The organism is Xanthomonas sp. D-109 (genome assembly GCF_017746095.1).
GTDB classification, from domain to species: Bacteria; Pseudomonadota; Gammaproteobacteria; order Xanthomonadales; family Xanthomonadaceae; genus Xanthomonas_A; species Xanthomonas_A sacchari.
In genome coordinates this window covers 778,337-799,182 of record NZ_JAGHWV010000001.1, presented here as the reverse complement: position 1 = coordinate 799,182, position 20,846 = coordinate 778,337, and the positions used below count along the sequence as shown (strand labels likewise).

Below are 20,846 nucleotides of genomic sequence, written 5' to 3'. Positions count from 1 at the left end.
CATGCGTAGTCTGTGTTGAAGTCCCCGCCACTGCTCGCCCCCTTCGCTCCAGGAGTCCGCCATGTCGTTGCGCGATGCCCTCACCGTTCCCAGCCGCGAGATCACCGACGAGGCGGTCTACCGCGACCGGCGGCGCCTGCTGCAGGCCCTGGCGCTGACCCCGGTGGCCGGCCTGGTCGGCTGCGCCGACGCCGAGCCGCCGGCCCCGCCCAAGACCGTGGTGACCCCGGAGCAGGCCCGCAGCGGCTTCCGCACCAACGAAGAGCTGACCCGCTACGAGGACGTGACCAGCTACAACAACTTCTACGAATTCGGCACCGACAAGACCGATCCGTCCAAGGCCGCCAAGACCCTGCGCACCTCGCCGTGGTCGGTGAAGGTGTCCGGCGAATGCGAGAAGCCTGGCACGCTGAGCCTGGACGACCTGCTCAAGGGCCACACGCCCGAGGAGCGCATCTACCGCCTGCGCTGCGTGGAAGGCTGGTCGATGGTGATCCCGTGGCTGGGGGTGCCGCTGGGCGATGTACTCAAGCGCTTCGCGCCGACCTCCAAGGCCAAGTATGTCGCCTTCACCACGCTGGCCGATCCGCAGCAGATGCCCGGGGTCCGCTACAGCTCGATCGACTGGCCGTACAAGGAAGGCCTGCGCATCGACGAGGCCATGCATCCGCTGACCCTGCTCGCCACCGGCCTGTACGGCAAGCCGCTGCCGCAGCAGAACGGCGCGCCGCTGCGGCTGGTGGTGCCGTGGAAGTACGGCTTCAAGAGCATCAAGTCGATCGTCGAGATCCGTTTCGTCGAGCGCATGCCGGAGACCGCCTGGCACGAGCTGCAACCGTCCGAGTACGGCTTCTTCTCCAACGTCAATCCGGCGGTGGACCATCCGCGCTGGAGCCAGAAGACCGAGCGCCGCATCGCCGGCAAGGCCAGCAAGCTGTTCGCCGAGCGCATTCCCACCCGCCCGTTCAACGGCTATGCCGACCAGGTGGCGTCGCTGTATGCGGGGATGGATCTGAAGAAATGGTATTGAGGAGAGGCTGGGAATGGGGAACTGGGAATCGGGAATGGGAAAGGCGCGGCGCCTGGTGGTTGCCTCGCGCGACGGCTGGAATCGCAGTCGGCGTGCTTCGTGGCACCTGTGCCAATACGGCGCGATGACGGCGCATGGCTAAGACCTCCGCTTCAGTGATCGCCGCCAAGGCGGTGGTGCATGCGCTGGCGCTGGCGCCGATGGCGTACCTGGGCTGGCAGTTCTGGCAGGTGTGGCAGACCGGCAGCGATGCATTGGGCGCCGATCCGGTGGCCGAGGTCGAGCACCGCACCGGGTTGTGGGCGCTGCGGCTGCTGCTGTTGACCCTGGCCATCACCCCGCTACGGCAACTGACCGGGCAGTCGGTGCTGCTGCGCTTCCGGCGCATGCTCGGGCTGTACGCGTTCTTCTACGCGACCGTGCATCTGGCGGCCTATCTGGGGCTGGATCTGCGCGGCTACTGGACGCAGATCTTCGAGGAAATCGTCAAACGCCCGTACATCACCGTGGGTTTCCTGGCCTGGCTGCTGCTGGTGCCGCTGGCGATCACCTCCACCCAGGGCTGGATGCGCCGGCTCAAGCGCAACTGGGGCAAGCTGCACAAGGCGATCTATGCGATCGGCGTGCTCGCCGTGCTGCACTTCTGGTGGCTGGTGAAGTCCGACATCCGCGAACCGCTGCTGTACGCGGCGATCCTGGCGGTGCTGCTGGGCTGGCGCGGCTGGCGGGCGCTCAGCGCGCGCCGAACCACAGCAGGCCGCTGAGCGCGGCGGCCAGCAACAAGGCGCTGAGCAACAGCCACGGCCAGCGCCGCGCGGTGGCCGGGCGTGGCGCCACCGCCGGGGTCAGCGCGAGCGCGGCCAGGGCGGGGTCGTCGCGCAGCGGCTCGGCGCCGACGACCTGCGGGACCTCCAGCACGAAGCGGTGCTGGGCATCGAACACTATCTGGTCGCCGGGCTGCAGCCAGCAGCTGCGCACCGCCACGCCGTTGACCTGGGTCTGCGCATCGCCGAAGCCGCGCAGCAGCACCCGCTCGCCGTGCCGTTCCAGGCGCGCGTGCTGCTCGGCGCAGGCCGGATCGTCGATGCGGATGTCGCACTCGCGCAGGCGGCCGACGCTGCGTACGCGGTCGACGGTGAAGCTGCGGCCATGGTGCGGGCCGCCGACGCCGCGCAGCACCAGGCGCGGATCGTCGTGCTCGGCCTCGCTGACCTCGGGCAGGCGCTGCAGCGGCTCGCACTTGCCCTGCACCACCATTTCGACGCCATCGGCGTAGACCGCGTCGCCGGCGCGCAGCAGCGCCATGCGCCGCACCGGGCGGCCGTTGACGTGGATGCCGCGGCTGCCGTTGGCGACCTGCAGCCACAGACCGCGCCGGTCCAGGCAGAACTGCGCCAGCAGCAATGCGCCCTGGGTGTCGTCGACCACGCTGACCTGGCCGGAGGCCAGCCGCACGATGCGATGCACGCCCGCGCGCAGGGGCCGGTCGGGATGTTGGCGGTTGCTGAAATGGACTAGCAGATCGTGCACGGCGGGCAGCCTAGCAGGTTGCCTGCGCGCGCAGAAGCGCGCGTGCTGGACAATGCACCGCGCATACGCACAATGCCTGATCGTTCACGCGGGCACCCGCCCGCACAGGAGCCAGCATGTCCAGCATCGACATCCGCCACGACCACGACAAGACCCCCGCGCAGGCGCGCAAGGCCATCGAAACCGCCGCCAAGAAACTGGCCGAGCGCTTCGACCTGGAATCGCACTGGGATGGCGATTCCTTGCTGTTCTCGCGCTCGGGCGTGGACGGGCGCATCGAACTGCTGCCCAAGCAGGTGCACGTGACTGCTGAACTGGGCTTCCTGCTGTCGGCGATGAAGGGCACCGTGGAAAGCGAGATTCGGCGGGTGCTGTCGGAAAAGCTGGGCTGATGCGTAATCGAGCCCCTCTCCCACCGGGAGAGGGGTTGGGGTGAGGGTGCGGTACCAAGCGCTGACGCAATCAGCTGCACGAGGCTGCGCTCGTACCCTCATCCGCCCCTTCGGGGCACCTTCTCCCGAAGGGAGAAGGAACAGCCAAAGCCCCTCTCCCACCGGGAGAGGGGTTGGGGTGAGGGTGCGGTACCAAGCGCTGACGCAATTAGCTGCACGAGGCTGCGCCCGTACCCTCATCCGCCCCTTCGGGGCACCTTCTCCCGAGGGGAGAAGGAACAGCGAAGCCCCTCTCCCCTCCGGAGAGGGGTTGGGATGAGGGTGCGGTACCAAGCGCTGACGCAATCAGCTGCACGAGGCTGCGCCCGTACCCTCATCCGCCCCTTCGGGGCACCTTCTCCCGAGGGGAGAAGGAACAGCCAAAGCCCCTCTCCCCTCGGGAGAGGGGTTGGGGTGAGGGTGCGGTACCAAGCGCTGAAGCAATCAACTGCACGAGGCTGCGCTCGTACCCTCATCCGCCCCTTCGGGGCACCTTCTCCCGAAGGGAGAAGGAACGGCTAAAGCCCCTCTCCCATCGGGAGAGGGGTTGGGGTGAGGGTGCGGTACCAAGCGCTGACGCAATCAGTTGTACGAGGCTACGCTCGTACCCTCATCCGCCCCTTCGGGGCACCTTTTCCCGAGGGGAGAAGGAAGAAGCCAAAGCCCCTCTCCCCTCGGGAGAGGGGTTTGGGTGAGGGTCCGGCCGCTCACTCACTCCAACGCAAACGGATCCGGATCGCCCGCGAACAATCGTTTCGACACGGCGCGCTCGGTGGTCTCGATATCGCCGATGAACCCCTCGGCGTCGCCCAACTTGGAAAACGCGTCGAAACCCCGCTCCAGGAATCCCTGCAGTTCCGACAGCCCCGCCGCCTTGGCCGGGCCGCGGGCGAAGCGCAGCAGCATGCGCACGCCCGGCGTATGCACCGCCTTGACCAGGCCCAGGCCGACGCGGGCGATCAGGTCGATCTGGCGCTGGCGCAGCCGGGGGAGCCCGGTCTGCCGATAGGCTTCGGCATACAACGCTTCGTCCAGGCGCTTGCGCCGCGGTGCCAGGGCCTGCAACGCCTCGGCCATGCGCAGATCCAGGGCATGCGTGAGCGCGCCCAGTTCGATGCCGTCGGCCACGGTGTCCAGCAGCGACGCCGGCATCAGCCGCTGCATCATCGGCAACACCTTGACGATATCGGCATCGCGGCGGCTGAAGTCGCGGTCGCCATAGACGTCGGTCAGGAAGAACATCGCCGCTGGACGCCGCTGCGGGTCCTCCAGGAAATGCTCGAAGCTGCGCTCCAGCCGCTCCGATTGCCAGCGCCGCAGTTCCTGCAGCCAGCGCAGTGCGTTGCGCGGTTCGCGCACGGGGTCGTGCAGCGCCTGGTGCCACGCCAGGCGGCGGCCGAGTCGTTCCAGGACGGGAGTGCTGCGCGCCATGGCCGCCGATGATGGTCGCAGCCCGGCACGACCGCAAGCGTCACGGCGCTCGGCTACACTCGCGCCACTGCCTCCTGCGGACCGCGCATGCTTTCCCTCCACAGCGCCTCGCCCCGTCCCCATTCCAACGGCCGCATCGGCCTGGCCATCGCCGGCGGCGGCCCGATCGGCGGCATGTACGGCCTCGGCGCGTTGCGCGCCCTGGACGAGGCGCTGGACGGACTGGACCTGACCCGCCTGGATTGCTACGTCGGGGTCAGCTCAGGCGCCTTCCTCACCGCCGGCCTGGCCAACCGGGTCAGCAGCGCCGAGATCTGCCGGATCTTCGTCACCGGCAACAGCGACGATGCGCACTTCCGCCCGGAAGACTTCCTGCGGCCCAACGTCTACGAATACCTGCGCCGCGCGGCGACCCTGCCGCGGTTGGCCTACGGCTGGTGGCACGACCTGCTCACCGAACCGCGCAAGACCCGCTGGTCCGACCTGATCACCCGCTTCGGCGGGCTGGTGCCGAGCGGCCTGTTCGACAATGCCGGGGTCGAGCGCTTCCTGCAGGACGTGTTCAGCCGTCGCGGCCGCAGCAACGATTTCCGCGAACTGGGCACCAACCTGTTCGTGGTCGCAGTGGACCTGGACAGTGGCCGCACGGTGCGCTTCGGCGAGCCGGGCATGGATCACGTGCCGATCTCGCTGGCGATCCAGGCCAGTGCGGCGCTGCCCGGGCTGTACCCGCCGGTGCAGATCGACGGCCACCATTACGTGGACGGCGCGCTGCGCCGCACCATGCACGCCTCCACCCTGCTGGAGCGCGGTATCGACCTGATGATCGGGATCAACCCGCTTGTGCCTTACGACGCCACCCACGCGCCGCGCCGCAATGGCCACATCGACCGCGCGCGGCTGCTCGCTGGCGGCCTGCCGGCGGTGCTGTCGCAGACCTTCCGCACCCTGCTGCAATCGCGCATGCAGGTGGGGCTGGAAAAGTACGCCCGGCAGTATCCGCAGGTGGATCAACTGGTGTTCGAACCCAATGCCGACAACGGCGAGTTGTTCTTCACCAATCTCTTCAGCTACGCCGCGCGCCACCGCGTGTGCCAGCTCGCCTACCGCAACACCCTGTCGGACCTGCGCCGCAACGCGCAGACGCTGGAGCCGCTGCTCGCCGCGCACGGCATCGCGCTGCGCCACGATATCCTCAACGACCGCAAGCGCACCTTCCTCGATGGCGTGGACGTGCAGCCGCGGCGCATGACCGAGACCACCGCGCGCCTGCGGCGTGCGCTGGACGACGTCGACCAGGTCATCGCCAACCGCCGCGCCAAGCGCCGCACGCGGCGTTCGCCCGAGGCGTAGCGGCAGCGCCGACCGACGTCGCCATCGCTCCCCGCGCACGTCGTGCGCGCGCTGGTGTGATTACTCTAGTCACAGTCCCGAGTCTCGAATCCCGCCACTCACCCGCCGAAGGAACCGCACCGTCATGGCCACTCTGAAGAAATCCGCGCGCAAGAAGCGCAGCACCGCCGCTGCCGACGACACCCTGCAGGCGCAGGCGGAGAAGCTGTCCAAGCGCCTGGGCGAATCGGCGCAGCAGGTCTGGCTGGCCGGGGTCGGCGCGTTCGGCCGTGCGCAGGCCGAGGGCGGAAAGCTGTTCGAGACCCTGGTGAAGGAAGGCCTGAGCCTGGAGCAGAGCACGCGCAAGCTGGCCGGCGGCGGCGTCGACGCGGTGCGCGATGCGGTGGAGAACCGGGTCGGCCAGGCCCGCGAGCGCGCCGCCGACACCTGGGACCGCCTGGAGAAGGTGTTCGAGGATCGCGTGCAGCGCGCCCTGCGCCGCCTGGAAGTGCCCAGCCGCGAGGACCTGGGTGCGCTGGTCGAGCGCGTGGACGCGCTCAACGGCGAACTGCGCCATCTGCGCGGCGGCCGTGCAACGCCGGCCGCGGGCAAGGCGCCGGCGGCGAAGAAGGCCGCCAGGAAGACCACGGCATCGCCCACCGGCGCCGCCAAGCGCGCAGCACCGGCGCGCCGGCCTGCCGGCCCGGTGGTCGCCAAGGTCGCGCCAGCCAAGCGCGCCGCCGCGCCCAAGCGCGCCAGCCGCAAGCGCGGCGAGGCCCCGACCCCGGCCGAGTAACGGAATTGTTGCAAAGCAACACGTTTTTCCAGACAATCGAAACGGACCCGCCAGTCCATCAGAAGACCGTTTGCTCCCCTCCCCTCTCGGCTTCGGACTGGCGGGTCTTTTCTGTCCGCCGTTCCCCGCTGTCGCCTTGCCGGCGCCGTGACACGCTGGCGATACACTGACTTCTTTCGGCGCGTGTGCGGGTGCGAGCATGTTTTCCTGGATAGCGGCAACGGTCTTGGCAGTCGCGGCATGGCTGGCGGCCAGTCTCTACCTGTGGCTGGTGCGGCGCCGCGAGAACGAGACCAGCGCCGGGCTGCATGCGCTGGCCGGCCTGCACTGGCGCGATTTCTCCTACATGGTGCGGCGCGCGATGCGCGAACAGCGCGACCTGCAGGACGCCACCGTCGACGAGCACACGAGCCAGGAACCGCAGAGCGACTTCGTGATGACCCGCGGCGACGCGCGCTGGCTGCTGTCGTGCAAGCACGGCCGCGCCTACCGGATCGGCTCGGCCGCGGTCAACGAACTGGGTGCGGCGGCGCGGCTGATGGGCGCGCAGGGCGGCATCCTGATCACCGAAGGCAAGGTGCAGCGCGACGGCATCGCCGCGGCCGAGAAGCAGGCGGTGGAAATCCTCGACGGCCGGCGCATCTGGCCGATGCTCAAGCCCTACCTGCCCAGCGAACTGGAAGACGGCGTGATCGGCGCCAGCCGCCGCCGCGCGCAACGCCACATCGCCATCGCCGGCCTGGCGTCGCTGGCCTTGGGCGTGGTGGTCGGCGTCGGTGCGCTGGCGTTGCAGCAACCCGCAGCGCCGCCGGCAGCCGTGGCCGCAACGGCGCCAGCGCCTACGCCCGTCGCCGCGGCCACCCCTACGCCGGCCGCAACCACGCCGACGAACGCGGCCGCCACCGCGCCCCCGCCGACGCTCGACGACGCCGGCGATCTGGCCGAGCCCGACCCCGCCACCGAGCAACGCCACCGCCAGGACCTCTCCAAGGCCCTGGCCGGCACCCCGGGCGTGATCCGCGGCATCTGGCAGACGCAGATGACCCTGGTGGTCGACCGCAGCGGCGATGACGCCCAGGTGTGGCCGCGCATCTGCAAGGAAGTGGAGCGCTACCCGTCCCTGCGCACCGTCCGCATCCAGCTCAACCCGCGTCCCGGCCATGAGGAACCGGTGCGGTGGCGGCAATGCAGGACGTTTTGAGCGGGGATTGGGGAATCGGGAATGGGGAATCGGTAGAGCTGGCTATCGGCACGCAGTGAACATGCACGCAGGCGGTCCGTGTCTGATGAGACAGGAGCGGCACTGCGTGCAGACAGCGCTTTTGCGATTCCCGATTCCCGATTCCCGATTCCCAGCGCTTACCAATGCACCCCCCGCATCAGCGCCGCAAACGCGATCTGCTCCTGACTGGGCTTGGTCTCGCGTAGCGCCTTGCGGTCGCCCTTGGCCGCGGCCGAGTCCGGGAACAGTTCGAAGGCGGTGTTCATCACCACTTCGTAGGCCTTCGGGGCCACGGCGTTGACCAGGGCGGCGAAGATGCCCAGGCGCGTGGCCACGCGGCTGGGGCGTTCGATGATGGCCTTGACCATCAGGTCGGCGGCCTCGTCCACGCTCAGCGTCGGCACGCTGTCGTACATCTTGGTCGGGGCGATCATCGGCGTCTTCACCAGCGGCATGTTGACCGTGGTGAAGCTGATGCCCTTGCCCGAGAGTTCGCCCTGCGCGCAGCGGCTCCAGGCGTCCAGCGCCGCCTTGGAGGCGACATAGGCGGAAAAGCGCGGCGAGTTGGCCAGCACGCCGATCGAGCTGACGTTGATGATGTGGCCCTTGCGCCGCGCGGTCATGCCCGGCAGCACGCCCATGATCAGGCGCAGGCTGCCGAAGTAGTTCAGTTGCATGGTCCGCTCGAAATCGTGGAAGCGGTCGTAGCTCAGTTCGATCGAGCGGCGGATCGAGCGGCCGGCGTTGTTGATCAGCACGTCGACATGGCCGTGCGCCTCCAGCACGGTCTTGAGCAGGCGGTCGCAGTCGGCCAGGTCGGACAGGTCGGCGGTGTAGGCGAAGACCTTGCCGCCCTTGGCGTTCATCGCATCGCGCGCGGCATGCAGTTCCTGCTCGCCGCGGGCCACGATGACGGTGATGGCGCCGGCCTCGGCGACGCGCTGCGCGGTGGCCAGGCCGATGCCCGAGGAGCCACCGGTGATCAGCACCACCTTGCCGCGGACCTTGCCCTTGAGCGAGCGGTCGACGAACAGGTCCGGGTCCAGGTGCCGTTCCCAGTGGTCCCACAGGCGCCAGGCGTAGTCCTCCAGCCGCGGCACGGCGATGCCGCTGCCCTTGAGCGCGCGCTCGGTCTCGCGGCTGTCGAAGCGCGTGGGATAGGTGATGAACTTCAGCACCTCGCGCGGGATGCGGAAGTCGCGCAGCAGCATGCCGGTGAAGCGGCGGATCGGCGGCAGGCTGCCGACCGCGGCGCGGATGCTCGAGGGCACGAACGCGAACATGCGCGCGTCCACCCGCAAGGTCATCTCCGGCGCGTGGCCGGCGCGGCAGAACACGTTGAGCACCTCGCCCACGCGCAGCGGCTCCGGATCGGTGAGGTGGAAGGTGTGGCCATCGAGCTTGGGCTTGTGCGCGATGTGGTCCATCGCGTCGGCGACGAAGTCCACCGGCACCAGGTTGATCCGCCCGCCCTCGATGCCCAGCATCGGCGCCCACGGCGGCAGCAGTTGGCGCAGCTTCTTGATCAGCGGGAAGAAGTAGTACGGGCCGTCGATCTTGTCGATGGCGCCGGTGCGCGAATCGCCGACCACCATCGCCGGTCGGTAGATGCGCCACTTGATCCGGGTCTCGGCGCGTACCAGCGCCTCGGCGTCGTGCTTGGTGCGCAGGTAGGGATCGTCCAGCCCCTCGGCTTCCTCGAACATGTCCTCGCGGAAGATGCCCGGGTACAGCCCGGCCACCGCGATCGAACTGGTGTGGTGGAAGATGCCGGCGCCGAGCTGCGCGGCCAGTTCCAGCGCGTTGCGGGTACCGTCGAGGTTGGCGATGCGCTGGTCCTCGGCCTTGGCGGTGAGGTCGTACAGCGCGGCCAGGTGGAAGAAATGCTTGACCTTGCCGTGCAGCGCCTTGCGCTGCGCCGCGGTCAACCCGCAGTACGCCGCGCCGACGTCGCCGTGCAACACCACCAGGCGCTTGGGATCCCAGCCCTGCTCGCGCACCAGCGCATCGAACTTGCGCTGCGACTCCTTGCGCAGCAGCACATGCACGACGCCCTTGCGCCGCATCAGCTTGGCCATCAGGTAACGGCCGATGAAACCGGTGGCGCCTGTCACGAAATACGTCATGCCGAACCATCCCTCGTTCCGCGGCCACGGCCCCTCGCCCGGCCCTGACGCTAACTTGCCAGAGTGCGGCAGGCAGGACAAACGCACGCTGGCGTATGGCGAACGTGCGGCATCGCAGCATCGCGCAGCACAGAGGCGACGGCGGGTGCCGCTAGCACCTGCGTTCGCCTCGGGCCATGTGGTCGTGGAGGAGCGCCGTCAACCGCGACCGCACGGACAAGCGCGTCGCGGCTCAAGCCGCTCCTACAGGATGCTTCCCGACGTCATTGCGCCGCCTTGCAGTCGCCGCGCGCGCCGGACTCAGCGCGCGCCGGGCGAGAAGCGCGCGACCAGGTCGTAGGTGTCGCCGAGGAACACCTGGCGCACGAAGGTCACCGCCTGCTCGCCGCGCCAGGTGCGGCGATCGATCAGTAGACACGCGGTGCCGGCCGGCACCTGCAGCCGCGCCGCCTGCGCGGTACTGGCGCCGACCGCGCTGATGCGGTGTTCGGCGCGGGTCCACGGCACGTGCTGCAGCAGCCAGCTGCCGGGCACGGTGACCGCGAAGTCCATCTGCAAGGCCTCCGGCACCGCCACCGGATTGATCACCCGCTCCTCCAGCGCGAACGGGCGGCCGTCGGCGTAGTGCAGGCATTGCAACGCCAGCAGGCTGCCGTCCGCGGCGACCTCGGCTTCCTGCGGTAACGCCGCGCGCGGCGCACGCTGCTGCCGCTCCAGCAGTTCGAAACGGTAGACATGACCGCGCGCAGCGACCTCGACCGGGATGTCCGGGATCTCCAGCGCGACCTGCTCCATGTGCGGATGCGGCCGCGCCACGAACGAGCCGGCGCGGCGCCGGCGCTCGATCATGCCGGCGTCGGCGAGCAGCGCCAGCACCTTGTTGACGGTCATGCGCGAGCAGCCGTACTGCGCCATCAGTTCGTGCTCGAACGGAATGCGATGGCCGGGCGGCCACTCGCCGCTGCGGATGCGTGCCTCGATGTCGCGGCGAATGCGATGGTTGAGCGGCAGCGTCGGTGCGGCGGGACTCACTGGCGCTCCGCGCTGCGGCGGCGACTGCGCAAGGCGACGCGAGGCGCGCGGCTCATGCGTCCAGCAACCGGGTCAACGCACGCGCATAGCGCGCGGCGACGGCTTCGCGCTGCAGGTGGCGGCCCTCGCGCACCAGTTCGCGGCCGTGGCGCCAGACCGAACGTACCGCGCTGCCGCGTGCGGCGAACAGCCAACTGTCCAGCCAGGCGTCGCCATGGCGTGCCTGCAAGGCTGGATGCGCGGCGTCCAGTTCGACCAGATCGGCCGGGGCGCCCACGCACAGGCCCTGTTCGACACCGAGCGCCTGCGCCGCGCCCTGCGCGGCGGACTCGAACAGGAAACGGCCGCTGGACAGCGCGGTGTCGCCGGTGAGCACGTTGCGTCCGCGCAGGCTCAGGCGCTGGCCGTACTCGAGCAGGCGCAGTTCCTCGGCCGCATCGATCAGCACGTTGGAATCGGAGCCCACGCCGAAACGGCCGCCGGCGCGCACGAACTCAGGCATCGGGAAGAGTCCGTCGCCGAGATTGGCCTCGGTGATCGGGCACAGCCCGACCACCGCGCCGCTGGCGGCGATGCCCTGCACTTCGGCGGCGTCGACATGGGTGGCGTGCACCAGGCACCAGCGCGCATCCACCGGCGCGTGCGCCAGCAGCCATTGCACCGGCCGCTGCCCGCTCCAGGCCAGGCAGGCATCGACCTCGCGGGTCTGCTCGGCGATATGGATGTGCACCGGGCCGTCGCACAGCGGCAGCAGCGCCGCCAGTTCGTCCGGAGTGACCGCGCGCAGGCTGTGCGGGGCCAGGCCCAGCACCGCGTCGTCCAGTCCCTGCAGCGCGCGGCGGCTGCCGTCCAGCAGCGCGGCGAAGCCGTCGATGTCGTGCAGCAGGCGCTGCTGCGCCGGATTCGGCGCAGCGCCGCCGAAGTCGGCATGCGCATAGAACACCGGCAGCAGGGTCAGGCCGATGCCGCTGGTCTGCGCCGCGGCGGCCAGGCGCTGCGCCATCTCGGCGCGGTCGGCATAGGGCCGGCCGTCGGCGGCGTGATGCACGTAATGGAACTCGCCGACCCGGGTGAAGCCGGCCTCAAGCATTTCCACATAGGCCTGCTCGGCGATGGCCTGCAGATCGTCCGGGCCCAGCCGCTGCAGGAAGCGGTACATCAGTTCGCGCCAGCTCCAGAAGCTGTCGCCGCTGCGCCCGCCGATCTCGGTGAGCCCGGCCATGCCGCGCTGGAAGGCGTGGCTGTGCAGGTTGCCCAGCCCGGGCACCACCATGTCCAGGCGGCGATCGCCCAGCGCCGCGGGTGCACCACTCTCGACCGCAACGATGCGGCCGCCGCGCACGCCGATGCGCACGTCGCGCGCCCAGCCCTGCGGCAGCAGCGCGTGCGCGCACCAGAATTCGCCCGATCCCCTGTTGCCGCCGGCCTGCTGCTGCGCCTGGGTCTGCACTGGACACCCTCCATCGACCACAATATTGTATATACAAAATAACCGACGAGCCTGCCCGTGACCATGCCCTGCGACACGCTCTGGCACAACGCGCACCTGATGACGCTCGACGCCGAGGACGGCGGATTGGGGCTGGTCCACGACGGCGTAGTGGCGTGCCGCGACGGCCGCATCGTCTATGCCGGCGCCGCCGCGCAGTTGCCCGGCCCGCTGTCGGCGCAACGCAGCATCGACTGCGGCGGGCGCTGGATCGGCCCCGGCCTGATCGACTGCCACACCCACCTGGTCTATGCCGGCAACCGCGCCGGCGAGTTCGAGCAGCGCCTGCTCGGCGCCAGCTACGCCGACATCGCCCGCGCCGGCGGCGGCATCGTCTCCACGGTGCGCGCCACCCGCGCTGCCGACGAGGACGCCCTGCTCGCCGCCAGCCTGCCGCGGCTGGACGCGCTGCTGGCCGAAGGCGTGACCACGGTGGAGATCAAGTCCGGCTACGGCCTGACGCTTGAGGACGAGCTGCGCCTGCTGCGCGTGGCCCGCCGCCTGGGCGAACTGCGCGCGGTGGCGGTGTCGCCGACCTTCCTCGGCGCGCACGCGGTGCCGCCCGGCGGCGAGGCGCAGGCCTACATCGACGAGGTCTGCGAGCGCATGATCCCGGCGGTCGCCGCGCAGGGCCTGGCCGAGGCAGTGGACGTGTTCTGCGAGCACCTGGCGTTCACCCCGGCGCAGACCGAGCAGGTATTCCAGGCCGCACAACGCCATGGCCTGGCGCTGAAGATCCACGCCGAACAGTTGTCCAACCAGGGCGGCGCGGCGCTGGCCGCGCGCTACGGCGCGCGCTCGGCCGACCATGTCGAATACCTGGATGACGCCGGCGTCGCCGCGATGGCCGCGGCCGGCACCGTCGCGGTGCTGCTGCCGGGCGCGTTCTATTTCACCCGCGACACCCAGCTGCCGCCGATCGCCGCGCTGCGCGCCGCCGGCGTGCCGCGCGCGCTGGCCACCGACTGCAACCCCGGCACCTCGCCGCTGACCAGCCCGCTGCTGGCGATGAACCTGGCGGCGACGCTGTTCCGGCTGACCGTGGCCGAATGCATCGCCGGCTTCACCCGCGAGGCGGCGCGCGCGCTCGGGCGCCACGACCAGGTGGGCCGGCTGCGCGCCGGGCTGGCCTGCGACCTGGCGATCTGGGACATCGCCGAACCGGCCGAATTGGTCTATCGCATGGGCTTCAACCCGCTGCATGCGCGTATCTGGAGAGGACAATGAGCGACGACGAGATCCTGCTGCGCCCCGGCGCGGTGAGCCTGGCGCAGTGGCGCGCCGTGTACCGCGGCGCCGGCGTGCGCCTGGACCCGGCCTGCGCCGAGGCGGTGCTGCGCAGCGCGCAGACCGTGGAGGCGATCGTCGCCACCGGTGCGCCGGTGTACGGCATCAACACCGGCTTCGGCAAGCTGGCCAGCGTGCGCATCGAGCGCGAGGACCTGCAAGCCCTGCAACGCAACATCGTGCTGTCGCACGCGGCCGGGGTCGGCGCGCCGATGCCGGTGCCGGTGGTGCGGCTGATGATGGCGCTGAAGCTGGCGAGCCTGGCCCAGGGCGCCTCCGGTGTGCGCCCGGAAACGCTGTCGATGCTGGAAGCGCTGTTGCAGCACGAGGTGATCCCGGTGGTGCCGTGCCAGGGCTCGGTCGGCGCCTCCGGCGACCTGGCGCCGCTGGCGCACCTGGCCACGGTGATGCTCGGCGTCGGCGAGGCCTTCGTCGGCGACGCGCGACTGCCGGCGGCGCAGGCGCTGGCCCAGGCCGGGCTGCAGCCGCTGACGCTGGGCGCCAAGGAGGGCCTGGCACTGCTCAACGGCACCCAGTACTCCACCGCTTATGCGTTGGCGGGGCTGTTCGAGATCGAGCGCGTGTTCCATGCCGCGCTGGTCGCCGGCGCGCTGTCCACCGAGGCCGCGAAAGGCTCGGACACGCCGTTCGATCCGCGCATCCACGCGCTGCGCGGCCAGCCCGGGCAGATCGCCACCGCCGCGGCGCTGCGTGAATTGATGCGCGACTCGGCGATCCGCGATTCGCACCGCGACAACGACGTGCGCGTGCAGGACCCGTACTGCCTGCGCTGCCAACCGCAGGTGATGGGCGCGGCGCTGGACGTGATGCGCCAGGCCGCCACCACCCTGGCCACCGAGGCCAACGGCGTGTCGGACAATCCGCTGGTGTTCAGCGACACCGGCGAAGCGCTGTCCGGCGGCAACTTCCACGCCGAGCCGGTCGCCTTCGCCGCCGACATGCTGGCGTTGGCGGTGTGCGAGATCGGCTCGATCAGCGAGCGCCGCGTCGCCATGCTGGTGGACCCGGCGCTGTCCGGATTGCCGGCGTTCCTGACGCCCAAGCCGGGCCTCAACTCCGGCTTCATGATCCCGCAGGTCACCGCCGCGGCGCTGGTGTCGGAGAACAAGCAGCGCGCGTATCCGGCCAGCGTCGATTCGATCCCGACCTCGGCCAACCAGGAAGACCATGTGTCGATGGCCGCGCACGGCGCGCGCCGCCTGCTGGCGATGGCCGAGAACGCGGCCAACGTGGTCGGCATCGAACTGCTGGCCGCCGCGCAGGGCTGCGACTTCCACGCGCCGCTGCGCTCCAGCGCCGCGCTGGAAGCGGCACGCGCGCTGCTGCGCGCCCGCGTGCCGGCGCTGCAGGACGATCGCTACTTCCACCCGGACATGCTGGCCGCGACCGCGCTGGTGCGCGATGGTGCGCTGGCTGCGGCGGTGGGAATGCACTTGCCCGAGGCCAGTGTCTGATCTGAAAAACCCTCGTAGGAGCGGCTGAAGCCGCTCCTACAGAACAAGCACGCGCGAGGCCGTATGACATCCCTGCCCGACTGGCTCACTGTGCACCGCGGCGATGCGCCGCTGATCCTCAGCTTCCCGCATACCGGCACCGAACTGCCGGAGGCGCTGGCCGACCGCTTCGTCTCGCCGTGGCTGGCGCAGCGCGATGCCGACTGGTGGGTGCACCTGCTGTACGACTTCGCCGAAACGCTCGGCGCGACCACGGTGCGCACCGCGATCTCGCGCTCGGTGATCGACGTCAACCGCGACCCGGCCGGGGTGTCGCTGTATCCCGGGCAGAACACCACCGGGTTGTGCCCGCTCACCACCTTCGACGCGCAGCCGCTGTACCGGTCCGGCGCCGAGCCCGACGCGGACGAGATCGACGCGCGCCGCACGCGCTGGTTCGCGCCCTACCACGCCGCACTGGACGCGGAGATCGCGCGCCTGCGCGCGCTGCACCCGGCCATCGTGGTGTATGACGCGCATTCGATCCGCTCGCGCATCCCGCACCTGTTCGACGGCGAGTTGCCGCAGTTCAACATCGGCAGCGCCGGTGCCTCCGGCGCGGTGGACAGCAGTTGCGCGGCAGCGCTGACCGATGCGGTCGAACGCGTCTGCGCCGGCAGCGGCTTCAGCCACATGCGCAACGGCCGCTTCAAGGGCGGCTGGAGCACCCGCCACCACGGCGCGCCGGCCGACGGCGTGCACGCGATCCAGATGGAACTGGCCTGCCGCGGCTACATACACGAGCCGGACACGGTCGCCCCCGGTAACTGGCCGTCACCCTGGCAACCCGACCACGCCGCGCCGCTGCGCGCGGTGCTGCAGCAGGTGCTGCAGGCCTGCCTCGATTTCGCCCGCCGCCCCGCCGCATCCGGCCGCGCCGCCGACTGACGCGCGCGCCGCGTTCCGCCTTCCGCGCATCCACCTGAGGATTCCCGCATGACCCGCCTCGACGCCACCCGCCGCATCCACGCCCCCACCGGCAGCACCCTCACCGCCAAGAGCTGGCTGACCGAAGCGCCGCTGCGCATGCTGATGAACAACCTGCACCCGGACGTGGCCGAGCGCCCGCAGGAACTGGTGGTGTACGGCGGCATCGGCCGCGCCGCGCGCGACTGGGAAAGCTTCGACGCCATCGTCGAGACGCTCAAGCGCCTGGACGACGACCAGACCCTGCTGGTGCAGTCGGGCAAGCCGGTCGGCGTGTTCCGCACCCATGCCGACGCGCCGCGGGTGCTGATCGCCAACTCCAACCTGGTACCGCGCTGGGCCAACTGGGACCACTTCAACGAGTTGGACAAGAAGGGCCTGGCCATGTACGGCCAGATGACCGCCGGCAGCTGGATCTACATCGGCGCCCAGGGCATCGTGCAGGGCACTTACGAGACCTTTGTGGAAATGGGCCGGCAGCACTACGGCGGCGATCTGTCCGGCAAGTGGCTGTTCACCGGCGGCCTCGGCGGCATGGGCGGCGCGCAGCCGCTGGCCGCGGTGATGGCCGGCGCCTCGTGCCTGGCGGTGGAGTGCCGCAAGAGCAGCATCGACATGCGCCTGCGCACCGGCTATCTCGATACCTGGACCGATAATCTGGACGAGGCGCTGCGCCTGATCGCCGAATCGTGCACGGCGAAGACGCCGCGCTCGGTCGGCCTGCTCGGCAACGTCGCCGACGTGCTCGCCGAACTGCTGGCGCGCGGGGTCAAGCCGGACCTGCTGACCGACCAGACCTCCGCGCACGACCCGGTCAACGGCTACCTGCCGCAGGGCTGGAGGGTCGAGCAGTGGGACGCCAAGCGCATCTCCGCACCGAAGGAGGTGGAACGGGCCGCGCGCGCCTCGATGGCCAACCACATCCGCGCCATGCTCGGCTTCCACGCGCTGGGCGTGCCGACCGTGGACTACGGCAACAACCTGCGGCAGATGGCGCTGGAGGAAGGCGTGGCCAATGCCTTCGATTTCCCGGGTTTCGTGCCGGCCTACATCCGCCCGCTGTTCTGCCGCGGCGTCGGCCCGTTCCGCTGGGCCGCGCTGAGCGGCGATCCGGAAGACATCGCCAGGACAGATGCCAAGGTCAAGGAACTGATTCCCGACAACCCGCACCTGCACCGCTGGCTGGACATGGCCGCCGAGAAGATCCAGTTCCAGGGCCTGCCGGCGCGGATCTGCTGGGTCGGCCTGGGCGATCGCGACCGGCTGGGGCTGGCGTTCAACGAGATGGTCGCCAACGGCGAACTGAAGGCGCCGGTGGTGATCGGCCGCGACCACCTGGACAGCGGCAGCGTCGCCTCGCCAAACCGCGAGACCGAGGCCATGGCCGACGGCTCGGACGCGGTCTCCGACTGGCCGCTGCTCAATGCCCTGCTCAATACCGCCAGCGGCGCCACCTGGGTCTCGCTGCATCACGGCGGCGGCGTCGGCATGGGCTTCTCGCAGCACGCCGGCATGGTCATCGTCTGCGACGGCACCGAGGCGGCGGCCAAGCGCATCGCCCGGGTGCTGTGGAACGATCCGGCCACCGGGGTGATGCGCCATGCCGACGCCGGCTATCCGATCGCCCTGGCCTGCGCGCGCGACAAGCACCTGGATCTGCCTGGCATCCTGCGCTAACGTCGCCGACGCGACGTCCGTCGCCTGGCGGCGGCGGGCGGCCCGCGAGGCACCAAACCGGAACTGCGTCACCGCTCGCACGATGCACCCTCAAGATCGGCCGACACACGCCGACAAGGGATGCATCGTTTCAAGGAGCCTGCATGGGCATCCTGATCTACCTCACTCCTGCCGTGGCGCTGTGGGCTGCCGTCGCCACCGCATTCGCGCATGGCTTGTTCCAGCGTCTGGGGCATGCCTATCGGCGCGACGCGACTGCGAAGGAGACGATCGCGCGGTATCAGGCCGCGCTGAGCCAACTGAAGGCGCAGGCGGCGGCCAGCGCACAGGAACTGGAGACGCTGCGCCAGGACCACGAACGCCTGCGCGCGACCTACGAGTACGAGTCGGCCCCGGCAGCGGCCGCGGCCGGCACCGCGGCGCCCGCGGCGACGCCGGCGCCGGCGCCGGCGAAACCGGCCGCGCTGCCGACCCCGGCCGCGCCGCCGTCGACCATCGCCCTGGCGCAGATCGACATCGCCGACGAGGTCGGCACCCTGCTTGCGCACGTCGCGCGGGTGGCACGCAGCATCCGCCGCTACAGCGCCTACAGCCGCGGCCACAACGGCCCGGAGCCGGCCAGCGCGCGCTACGACCTGCACTGGCTGTCCGACTGCCTGCACAACCTGGACCAGGTCGGCCACGCCCTGGCCCGCAACAACATGGAAACCCTCACCGCCGCCTGCACCGAACTGCTGACCATGTACGAGCAGTACCTGCGCGACGGTTCCGGCTACAACAGCCGCGACACCTTCCAGCGGCTGAGCACGCAGGTACCGCTGGCCGAAGTTACCGATGCGATCCGTTCCATCGCGGCCAAGGCCTCGCTGGCGCGGCAGGCGCAGGCCGCGCACGAGCAGGCCGCGCATGCGCACGAACGCATCGCCGACAGCCGCCAGGCCGACGCATTGTCGATGCTGTGACGGCGCCATCCGCGCCGGCCGACGGCCGCGCCCCGCGTTGACCCGGCCCCGCGCCCGTGCTGTGATGCCTGCCGGTCAGGGCGGAGCGGGATCATGGCAGACAGCAAGACGGCCTTCGAGAAAGCGGTCCAGGACATCAAGCAACGGGCCGAGCGCCCCGACAACGACACGCTGTTGCGGCTCTATGCGCTGTACAAGCAAGGCTCGGAGGGCGACGTCAGCGGCGCCAAGCCGGGCTTCTTCGACTTCGTCGGTACCGCCAAGTACGAGGCCTGGGCCAAGCTCAAGGGCATGCCGCAGGCGGACGCGCAGAAGAAGTACGTGGACCTGGTGAAGAAGCTGCTGGCCTGATGGCCCGCGACACCCGGCGTCGCATCCTCGAGACCGCCCTGGCGATGTTCAACGCGCAGGGCGAGCCGCACGTCACCACCAACCACATCGCCGACGAGCTGGAGATCAGCCCCGGCAACCTGTACTACCACTTCCGCAACAAGGACGACATCATCGAGCACCTGTTCGCGCGCTACGAGGAGCGCATGGACGCGGCGCTGGCGCTGCCGAGCGCGCGCCTGCCGGGGCTGGAGGACATCTGGCTGCAGTTGCACCTGGTGTTCGAGTGCATCTGGGACTACCGCTTCCTGTACCGCGACCTGGTCGAGATCCTCAGCCGCAGCCGGCGCCTGCGCCTGCGCTTCGCGCGCATCCTGCGCCGCGCCGACGCCAGCGTGCAGGCGGTGTTCGAGGGCCTGGCGCAGACCGGGGCGATGCGCGCCGGCGCCCAGGAAAGAAGCGGCGTGGCCACCAACGTGCTGGTGGTGGCCACGTTCTGGCTCAACTACGCGGCCGCGCGCGGCGAGAAGGACGAGCAAGTGGCGATCCGCCACGGCATCGTGCAGGTGATGCAATTGATCGCGCCGTTCCTGCGCGACGCCGAACGCGCGCACCTGGCCGCGCTGATAGACGCCTACCTGGATTGATGCATCCGGCCCTGCGCAGCGTCAGGCGCTCGCTCCGGTGGCGGTGTCGGCGACCGTGCCGTCGAGCACATAGACCTTGCACACCAGGCCCGGCGGCGTGCGGTAGGTGCGAAAGCCGATTGCCTCGTAGTACGCCTGCCCGAGCGCATTGTCGGCGGCGATGCTGGCGTCGATCCGGGTCAGCCCGGCGCTGCGCGCCACCGCACGGGTGGCCTGGAACAGCGCGCTGCCGACGCCACGGCGCGCCGCGCGCGGGTCGACATGGGTACCGATGATGCCCCAGCCCTCGGCGACGTCGTAGGCATTGCCGGGACGTGCGATGCGCAGGGACTGGAAACCGAGGACGCGCCCGTCGGACGCCTCGGCCAGCACGCACTGCAGGCGATCGGGATGCTGCAGATAGGTCGCGCGCACCGTCGCCGGATCGGTCGGTGCCTTGCGCAGGCCGGCGGCGAAGATCGCGTTCTGCACCGCGGCCATCGCCTCGGCGTCGTCGAGCGTCGCAGGCCGGATCTGCATGGTGTCGGCATCTTGGGGAACGGCACGCGAGTATGCCCGAACGCGGCCCAGCACCGTGGGTGTGGCGGCGCGCCGCGTCAGGCGTGCGCGCGGCGTTTGCCTGGCGCACGCTTGGCCGTGGCCTTCTTGACGTCGCGCTTGCTGGTGGCGGCCCGCTTGCGCGGCTGCGGACGCGCCTGCAAGCCCAGCTTGACCAGCACCGGCTGCAGGCGCACCTCGACCTCGGCGCTCAACGGCTGCACCTGGCCGCGCAGCGCCGCGGCGCCCTCGCGCACACTGCTCTCGGCCTCGTCGGCCAGTTGCGTGGCCAGCGCCTTGAGCGTCGCCGCGCCCTGCGCGGCATCGGCGGCGGCCGCCAGTGCGCGCTTGCGGGTCAGCGCGACCACACCCAGCCCGGCCAGCCACAGGTGCCGCGGGTTCAGCCGATCCGGCCGCAGCGCGGAAGTGGAACGCTTCTTGGTCGCCATCGCACGATCTCCAGAAGGGCCGGCAGTGGCCCCGATGCGCGCCATGCTGGCGCCGGTGGCTTGAGCAAACACACTATCCACGACCACCCTTGCCACG

General features: G+C 70.3%; 20 protein-coding genes. 13 read left to right on the top strand and 7 right to left on the bottom strand.

The genetic code is table 11. The annotated features are described in order from the left end of the window. Positions 1-61 precede the first annotated feature (61 nt). Both msrP and msrQ read left to right on the top strand, forming a co-directional pair. Complete coding sequence (gene msrP, locus J7357_RS03375; RefSeq protein WP_010342565.1) at positions 62-1,030, top strand: protein-methionine-sulfoxide reductase catalytic subunit MsrP; 969 nt, start codon at positions 62-64, stop codon at positions 1,028-1,030. A 134-nt stretch (positions 1,031-1,164) separates the two neighbouring features. Further along, a complete protein-coding gene (msrQ, locus tag J7357_RS03370; RefSeq protein WP_209244832.1) occupies positions 1,165-1,794 on the top strand; it encodes a protein-methionine-sulfoxide reductase heme-binding subunit MsrQ in 630 nt (209 codons plus the stop codon). Here the strand turns inward: msrQ and J7357_RS03365 are convergent. After that, complete coding sequence (locus J7357_RS03365) at positions 1,763-2,560, bottom strand: FHA domain-containing protein (RefSeq protein ID WP_209244831.1); 798 nt, start codon at positions 2,558-2,560, stop codon at positions 1,763-1,765. The genes msrQ and J7357_RS03365 overlap by 32 nt on opposite strands. 116 nt (positions 2,561-2,676) lie before the next feature. Between J7357_RS03365 and J7357_RS03360 the strand changes: the two genes are divergently transcribed. Next, positions 2,677-2,952 (top strand): polyhydroxyalkanoic acid system family protein, encoded by a 276-nt coding sequence (locus J7357_RS03360; protein ID WP_010342562.1) that lies wholly within the window; start codon positions 2,677-2,679, stop codon positions 2,950-2,952. Positions 2,953-3,702: 750 nt separating this feature from the next. On the opposite strand, the gene J7357_RS03355 is transcribed toward J7357_RS03360, so the two are convergent. Continuing rightward, positions 3,703-4,422, bottom strand: a complete 720-nt coding sequence (locus J7357_RS03355; protein WP_209244830.1) for a hypothetical protein — start codon at positions 4,420-4,422, stop codon at positions 3,703-3,705. Between the two features lie 87 nt (positions 4,423-4,509). On the opposite strand from J7357_RS03355, the gene J7357_RS03350 reads away from it, so the two are divergent. The 3 genes from J7357_RS03350 to J7357_RS03340 all read left to right on the top strand — a co-directional run bounded on the left by J7357_RS03350 (position 4,510) and on the right by J7357_RS03340 (position 7,751). Further along, positions 4,510-5,775, top strand: coding sequence for a patatin-like phospholipase family protein (locus tag J7357_RS03350; RefSeq protein WP_209244829.1), 1,266 nt, complete (start codon positions 4,510-4,512; stop codon positions 5,773-5,775). A 124-nt stretch (positions 5,776-5,899) separates the two neighbouring features. Next, positions 5,900-6,550, top strand: coding sequence for a phasin family protein (locus tag J7357_RS03345; RefSeq protein WP_209244828.1), 651 nt, complete (start codon positions 5,900-5,902; stop codon positions 6,548-6,550). 199 nt (positions 6,551-6,749) lie between these two features. Then, a complete protein-coding gene (locus J7357_RS03340) occupies positions 6,750-7,751 on the top strand; it encodes a restriction endonuclease (RefSeq protein ID WP_209244827.1) in 1,002 nt (333 codons plus the stop codon). Positions 7,752-7,909: 158 nt separating this feature from the next. On the opposite strand, the gene J7357_RS03335 is transcribed toward J7357_RS03340, so the two are convergent. From J7357_RS03335 to J7357_RS03325, 3 genes are all read right to left on the bottom strand, one after another. Continuing rightward, on the bottom strand, positions 7,910-9,898 hold the full coding sequence (locus J7357_RS03335; RefSeq protein ID WP_209244826.1) for an SDR family oxidoreductase: 1,989 nt from the start codon (positions 9,896-9,898) through the stop codon (positions 7,910-7,912). Positions 9,899-10,198: 300 nt separating this feature from the next. Further along, positions 10,199-10,930, bottom strand: coding sequence for a histidine utilization repressor (gene hutC / locus J7357_RS03330; RefSeq protein WP_209244825.1), 732 nt, complete (start codon positions 10,928-10,930; stop codon positions 10,199-10,201). A gap of 52 nt (positions 10,931-10,982) precedes the next feature. Next, positions 10,983-12,380, bottom strand: coding sequence for a formimidoylglutamate deiminase (locus J7357_RS03325; protein WP_209244824.1), 1,398 nt, complete (start codon positions 12,378-12,380; stop codon positions 10,983-10,985). 63 nt (positions 12,381-12,443) lie between these two features. Between J7357_RS03325 and hutI the strand changes: the two genes are divergently transcribed. The 7 genes from hutI to J7357_RS03290 all read left to right on the top strand — a co-directional run bounded on the left by hutI (position 12,444) and on the right by J7357_RS03290 (position 19,763). Continuing rightward, positions 12,444-13,646: an imidazolonepropionase gene (gene hutI / locus J7357_RS03320; RefSeq protein WP_209244903.1), complete on the top strand. Its 1,203-nt coding sequence runs from the start codon at positions 12,444-12,446 to the stop codon at positions 13,644-13,646. Next, the gene (gene hutH / locus J7357_RS03315) at positions 13,643-15,181 is read left to right on the top strand and encodes a histidine ammonia-lyase (protein WP_209244823.1); all 1,539 of its coding nucleotides are present in this window, start codon (positions 13,643-13,645) and stop codon (positions 15,179-15,181) included. Before hutI ends, hutH begins: the two co-directional genes overlap by 4 nt. Before the next feature lie 63 nt (positions 15,182-15,244). Beyond that, positions 15,245-16,108, top strand: a complete 864-nt coding sequence (gene hutG, locus J7357_RS03310) for an N-formylglutamate deformylase (protein ID WP_209244822.1) — start codon at positions 15,245-15,247, stop codon at positions 16,106-16,108. A 48-nt stretch (positions 16,109-16,156) separates the two neighbouring features. Then, on the top strand, positions 16,157-17,824 hold the full coding sequence (gene hutU / locus J7357_RS03305; RefSeq protein ID WP_209244821.1) for a urocanate hydratase: 1,668 nt from the start codon (positions 16,157-16,159) through the stop codon (positions 17,822-17,824). 143 nt (positions 17,825-17,967) lie between these two features. Further along, on the top strand, positions 17,968-18,786 hold the full coding sequence (locus J7357_RS03300) for a hypothetical protein (RefSeq protein WP_209244820.1): 819 nt from the start codon (positions 17,968-17,970) through the stop codon (positions 18,784-18,786). Between the two features lie 93 nt (positions 18,787-18,879). Continuing rightward, entirely contained in the window at positions 18,880-19,137 is a 258-nt protein-coding gene (locus tag J7357_RS03295; protein ID WP_019800860.1) for an acyl-CoA-binding protein, read from the top strand. Beyond that, entirely contained in the window at positions 19,137-19,763 is a 627-nt protein-coding gene (locus J7357_RS03290) for a TetR/AcrR family transcriptional regulator (RefSeq protein ID WP_209244819.1), read from the top strand. Before J7357_RS03295 ends, J7357_RS03290 begins: the two co-directional genes overlap by 1 nt. Positions 19,764-19,784: 21 nt before the next feature. On the opposite strand, the gene J7357_RS03285 is transcribed toward J7357_RS03290, so the two are convergent. Both J7357_RS03285 and J7357_RS03280 read right to left on the bottom strand, forming a co-directional pair. Continuing rightward, complete coding sequence (locus tag J7357_RS03285; RefSeq protein WP_244667195.1) at positions 19,785-20,282, bottom strand: GNAT family N-acetyltransferase; 498 nt, start codon at positions 20,280-20,282, stop codon at positions 19,785-19,787. Positions 20,283-20,359: 77 nt separating this feature from the next. Further along, positions 20,360-20,749: a hypothetical protein gene (locus J7357_RS03280; RefSeq protein WP_209244818.1), complete on the bottom strand. Its 390-nt coding sequence runs from the start codon at positions 20,747-20,749 to the stop codon at positions 20,360-20,362. Positions 20,750-20,846: the final 97 nt, after the last annotated feature.

Excerpts from the sequence above, each read along its gene's own strand:
- J7357_RS03295 (WP_019800860.1), top strand. The coding sequence starts at position 18,880 with ATGGCAGACAGCAAGACGGCCTTCGAGAAAGCGGTCCAGGACATCAAG.
- J7357_RS03355 (WP_209244830.1), bottom strand. The coding sequence starts at position 4,422 with ATGGCGCGCAGCACTCCCGTCCTGGAACGACTCGGCCGCCGCCTGGCG.
- msrQ (WP_209244832.1), top strand. The coding sequence starts at position 1,165 with ATGGCTAAGACCTCCGCTTCAGTGATCGCCGCCAAGGCGGTGGTGCAT.
- J7357_RS03345 (WP_209244828.1), top strand. The coding sequence starts at position 5,900 with ATGGCCACTCTGAAGAAATCCGCGCGCAAGAAGCGCAGCACCGCCGCT.
- msrP (WP_010342565.1), top strand. The coding sequence starts at position 62 with ATGTCGTTGCGCGATGCCCTCACCGTTCCCAGCCGCGAGATCACCGAC.
- J7357_RS03340 (WP_209244827.1), top strand. The coding sequence starts at position 6,750 with ATGTTTTCCTGGATAGCGGCAACGGTCTTGGCAGTCGCGGCATGGCTG.
- hutG (WP_209244822.1), top strand. The coding sequence starts at position 15,245 with ATGACATCCCTGCCCGACTGGCTCACTGTGCACCGCGGCGATGCGCCG.
- hutH (WP_209244823.1), top strand. The coding sequence starts at position 13,643 with ATGAGCGACGACGAGATCCTGCTGCGCCCCGGCGCGGTGAGCCTGGCG.
- J7357_RS03285 (WP_244667195.1), bottom strand. The coding sequence starts at position 20,282 with ATGCAGATCCGGCCTGCGACGCTCGACGACGCCGAGGCGATGGCCGCG.
- J7357_RS03290 (WP_209244819.1), top strand. The coding sequence starts at position 19,137 with ATGGCCCGCGACACCCGGCGTCGCATCCTCGAGACCGCCCTGGCGATG.
- hutI (WP_209244903.1), top strand. The coding sequence starts at position 12,444 with ATGCCCTGCGACACGCTCTGGCACAACGCGCACCTGATGACGCTCGAC.
- J7357_RS03360 (WP_010342562.1), top strand. The coding sequence starts at position 2,677 with ATGTCCAGCATCGACATCCGCCACGACCACGACAAGACCCCCGCGCAG.
- J7357_RS03280 (WP_209244818.1), bottom strand. The coding sequence starts at position 20,749 with ATGGCGACCAAGAAGCGTTCCACTTCCGCGCTGCGGCCGGATCGGCTG.
- J7357_RS03335 (WP_209244826.1), bottom strand. The coding sequence starts at position 9,898 with ATGACGTATTTCGTGACAGGCGCCACCGGTTTCATCGGCCGTTACCTG.
- hutU (WP_209244821.1), top strand. The coding sequence starts at position 16,157 with ATGACCCGCCTCGACGCCACCCGCCGCATCCACGCCCCCACCGGCAGC.
- J7357_RS03300 (WP_209244820.1), top strand. The coding sequence starts at position 17,968 with ATGGGCATCCTGATCTACCTCACTCCTGCCGTGGCGCTGTGGGCTGCC.
- J7357_RS03350 (WP_209244829.1), top strand. The coding sequence starts at position 4,510 with ATGCTTTCCCTCCACAGCGCCTCGCCCCGTCCCCATTCCAACGGCCGC.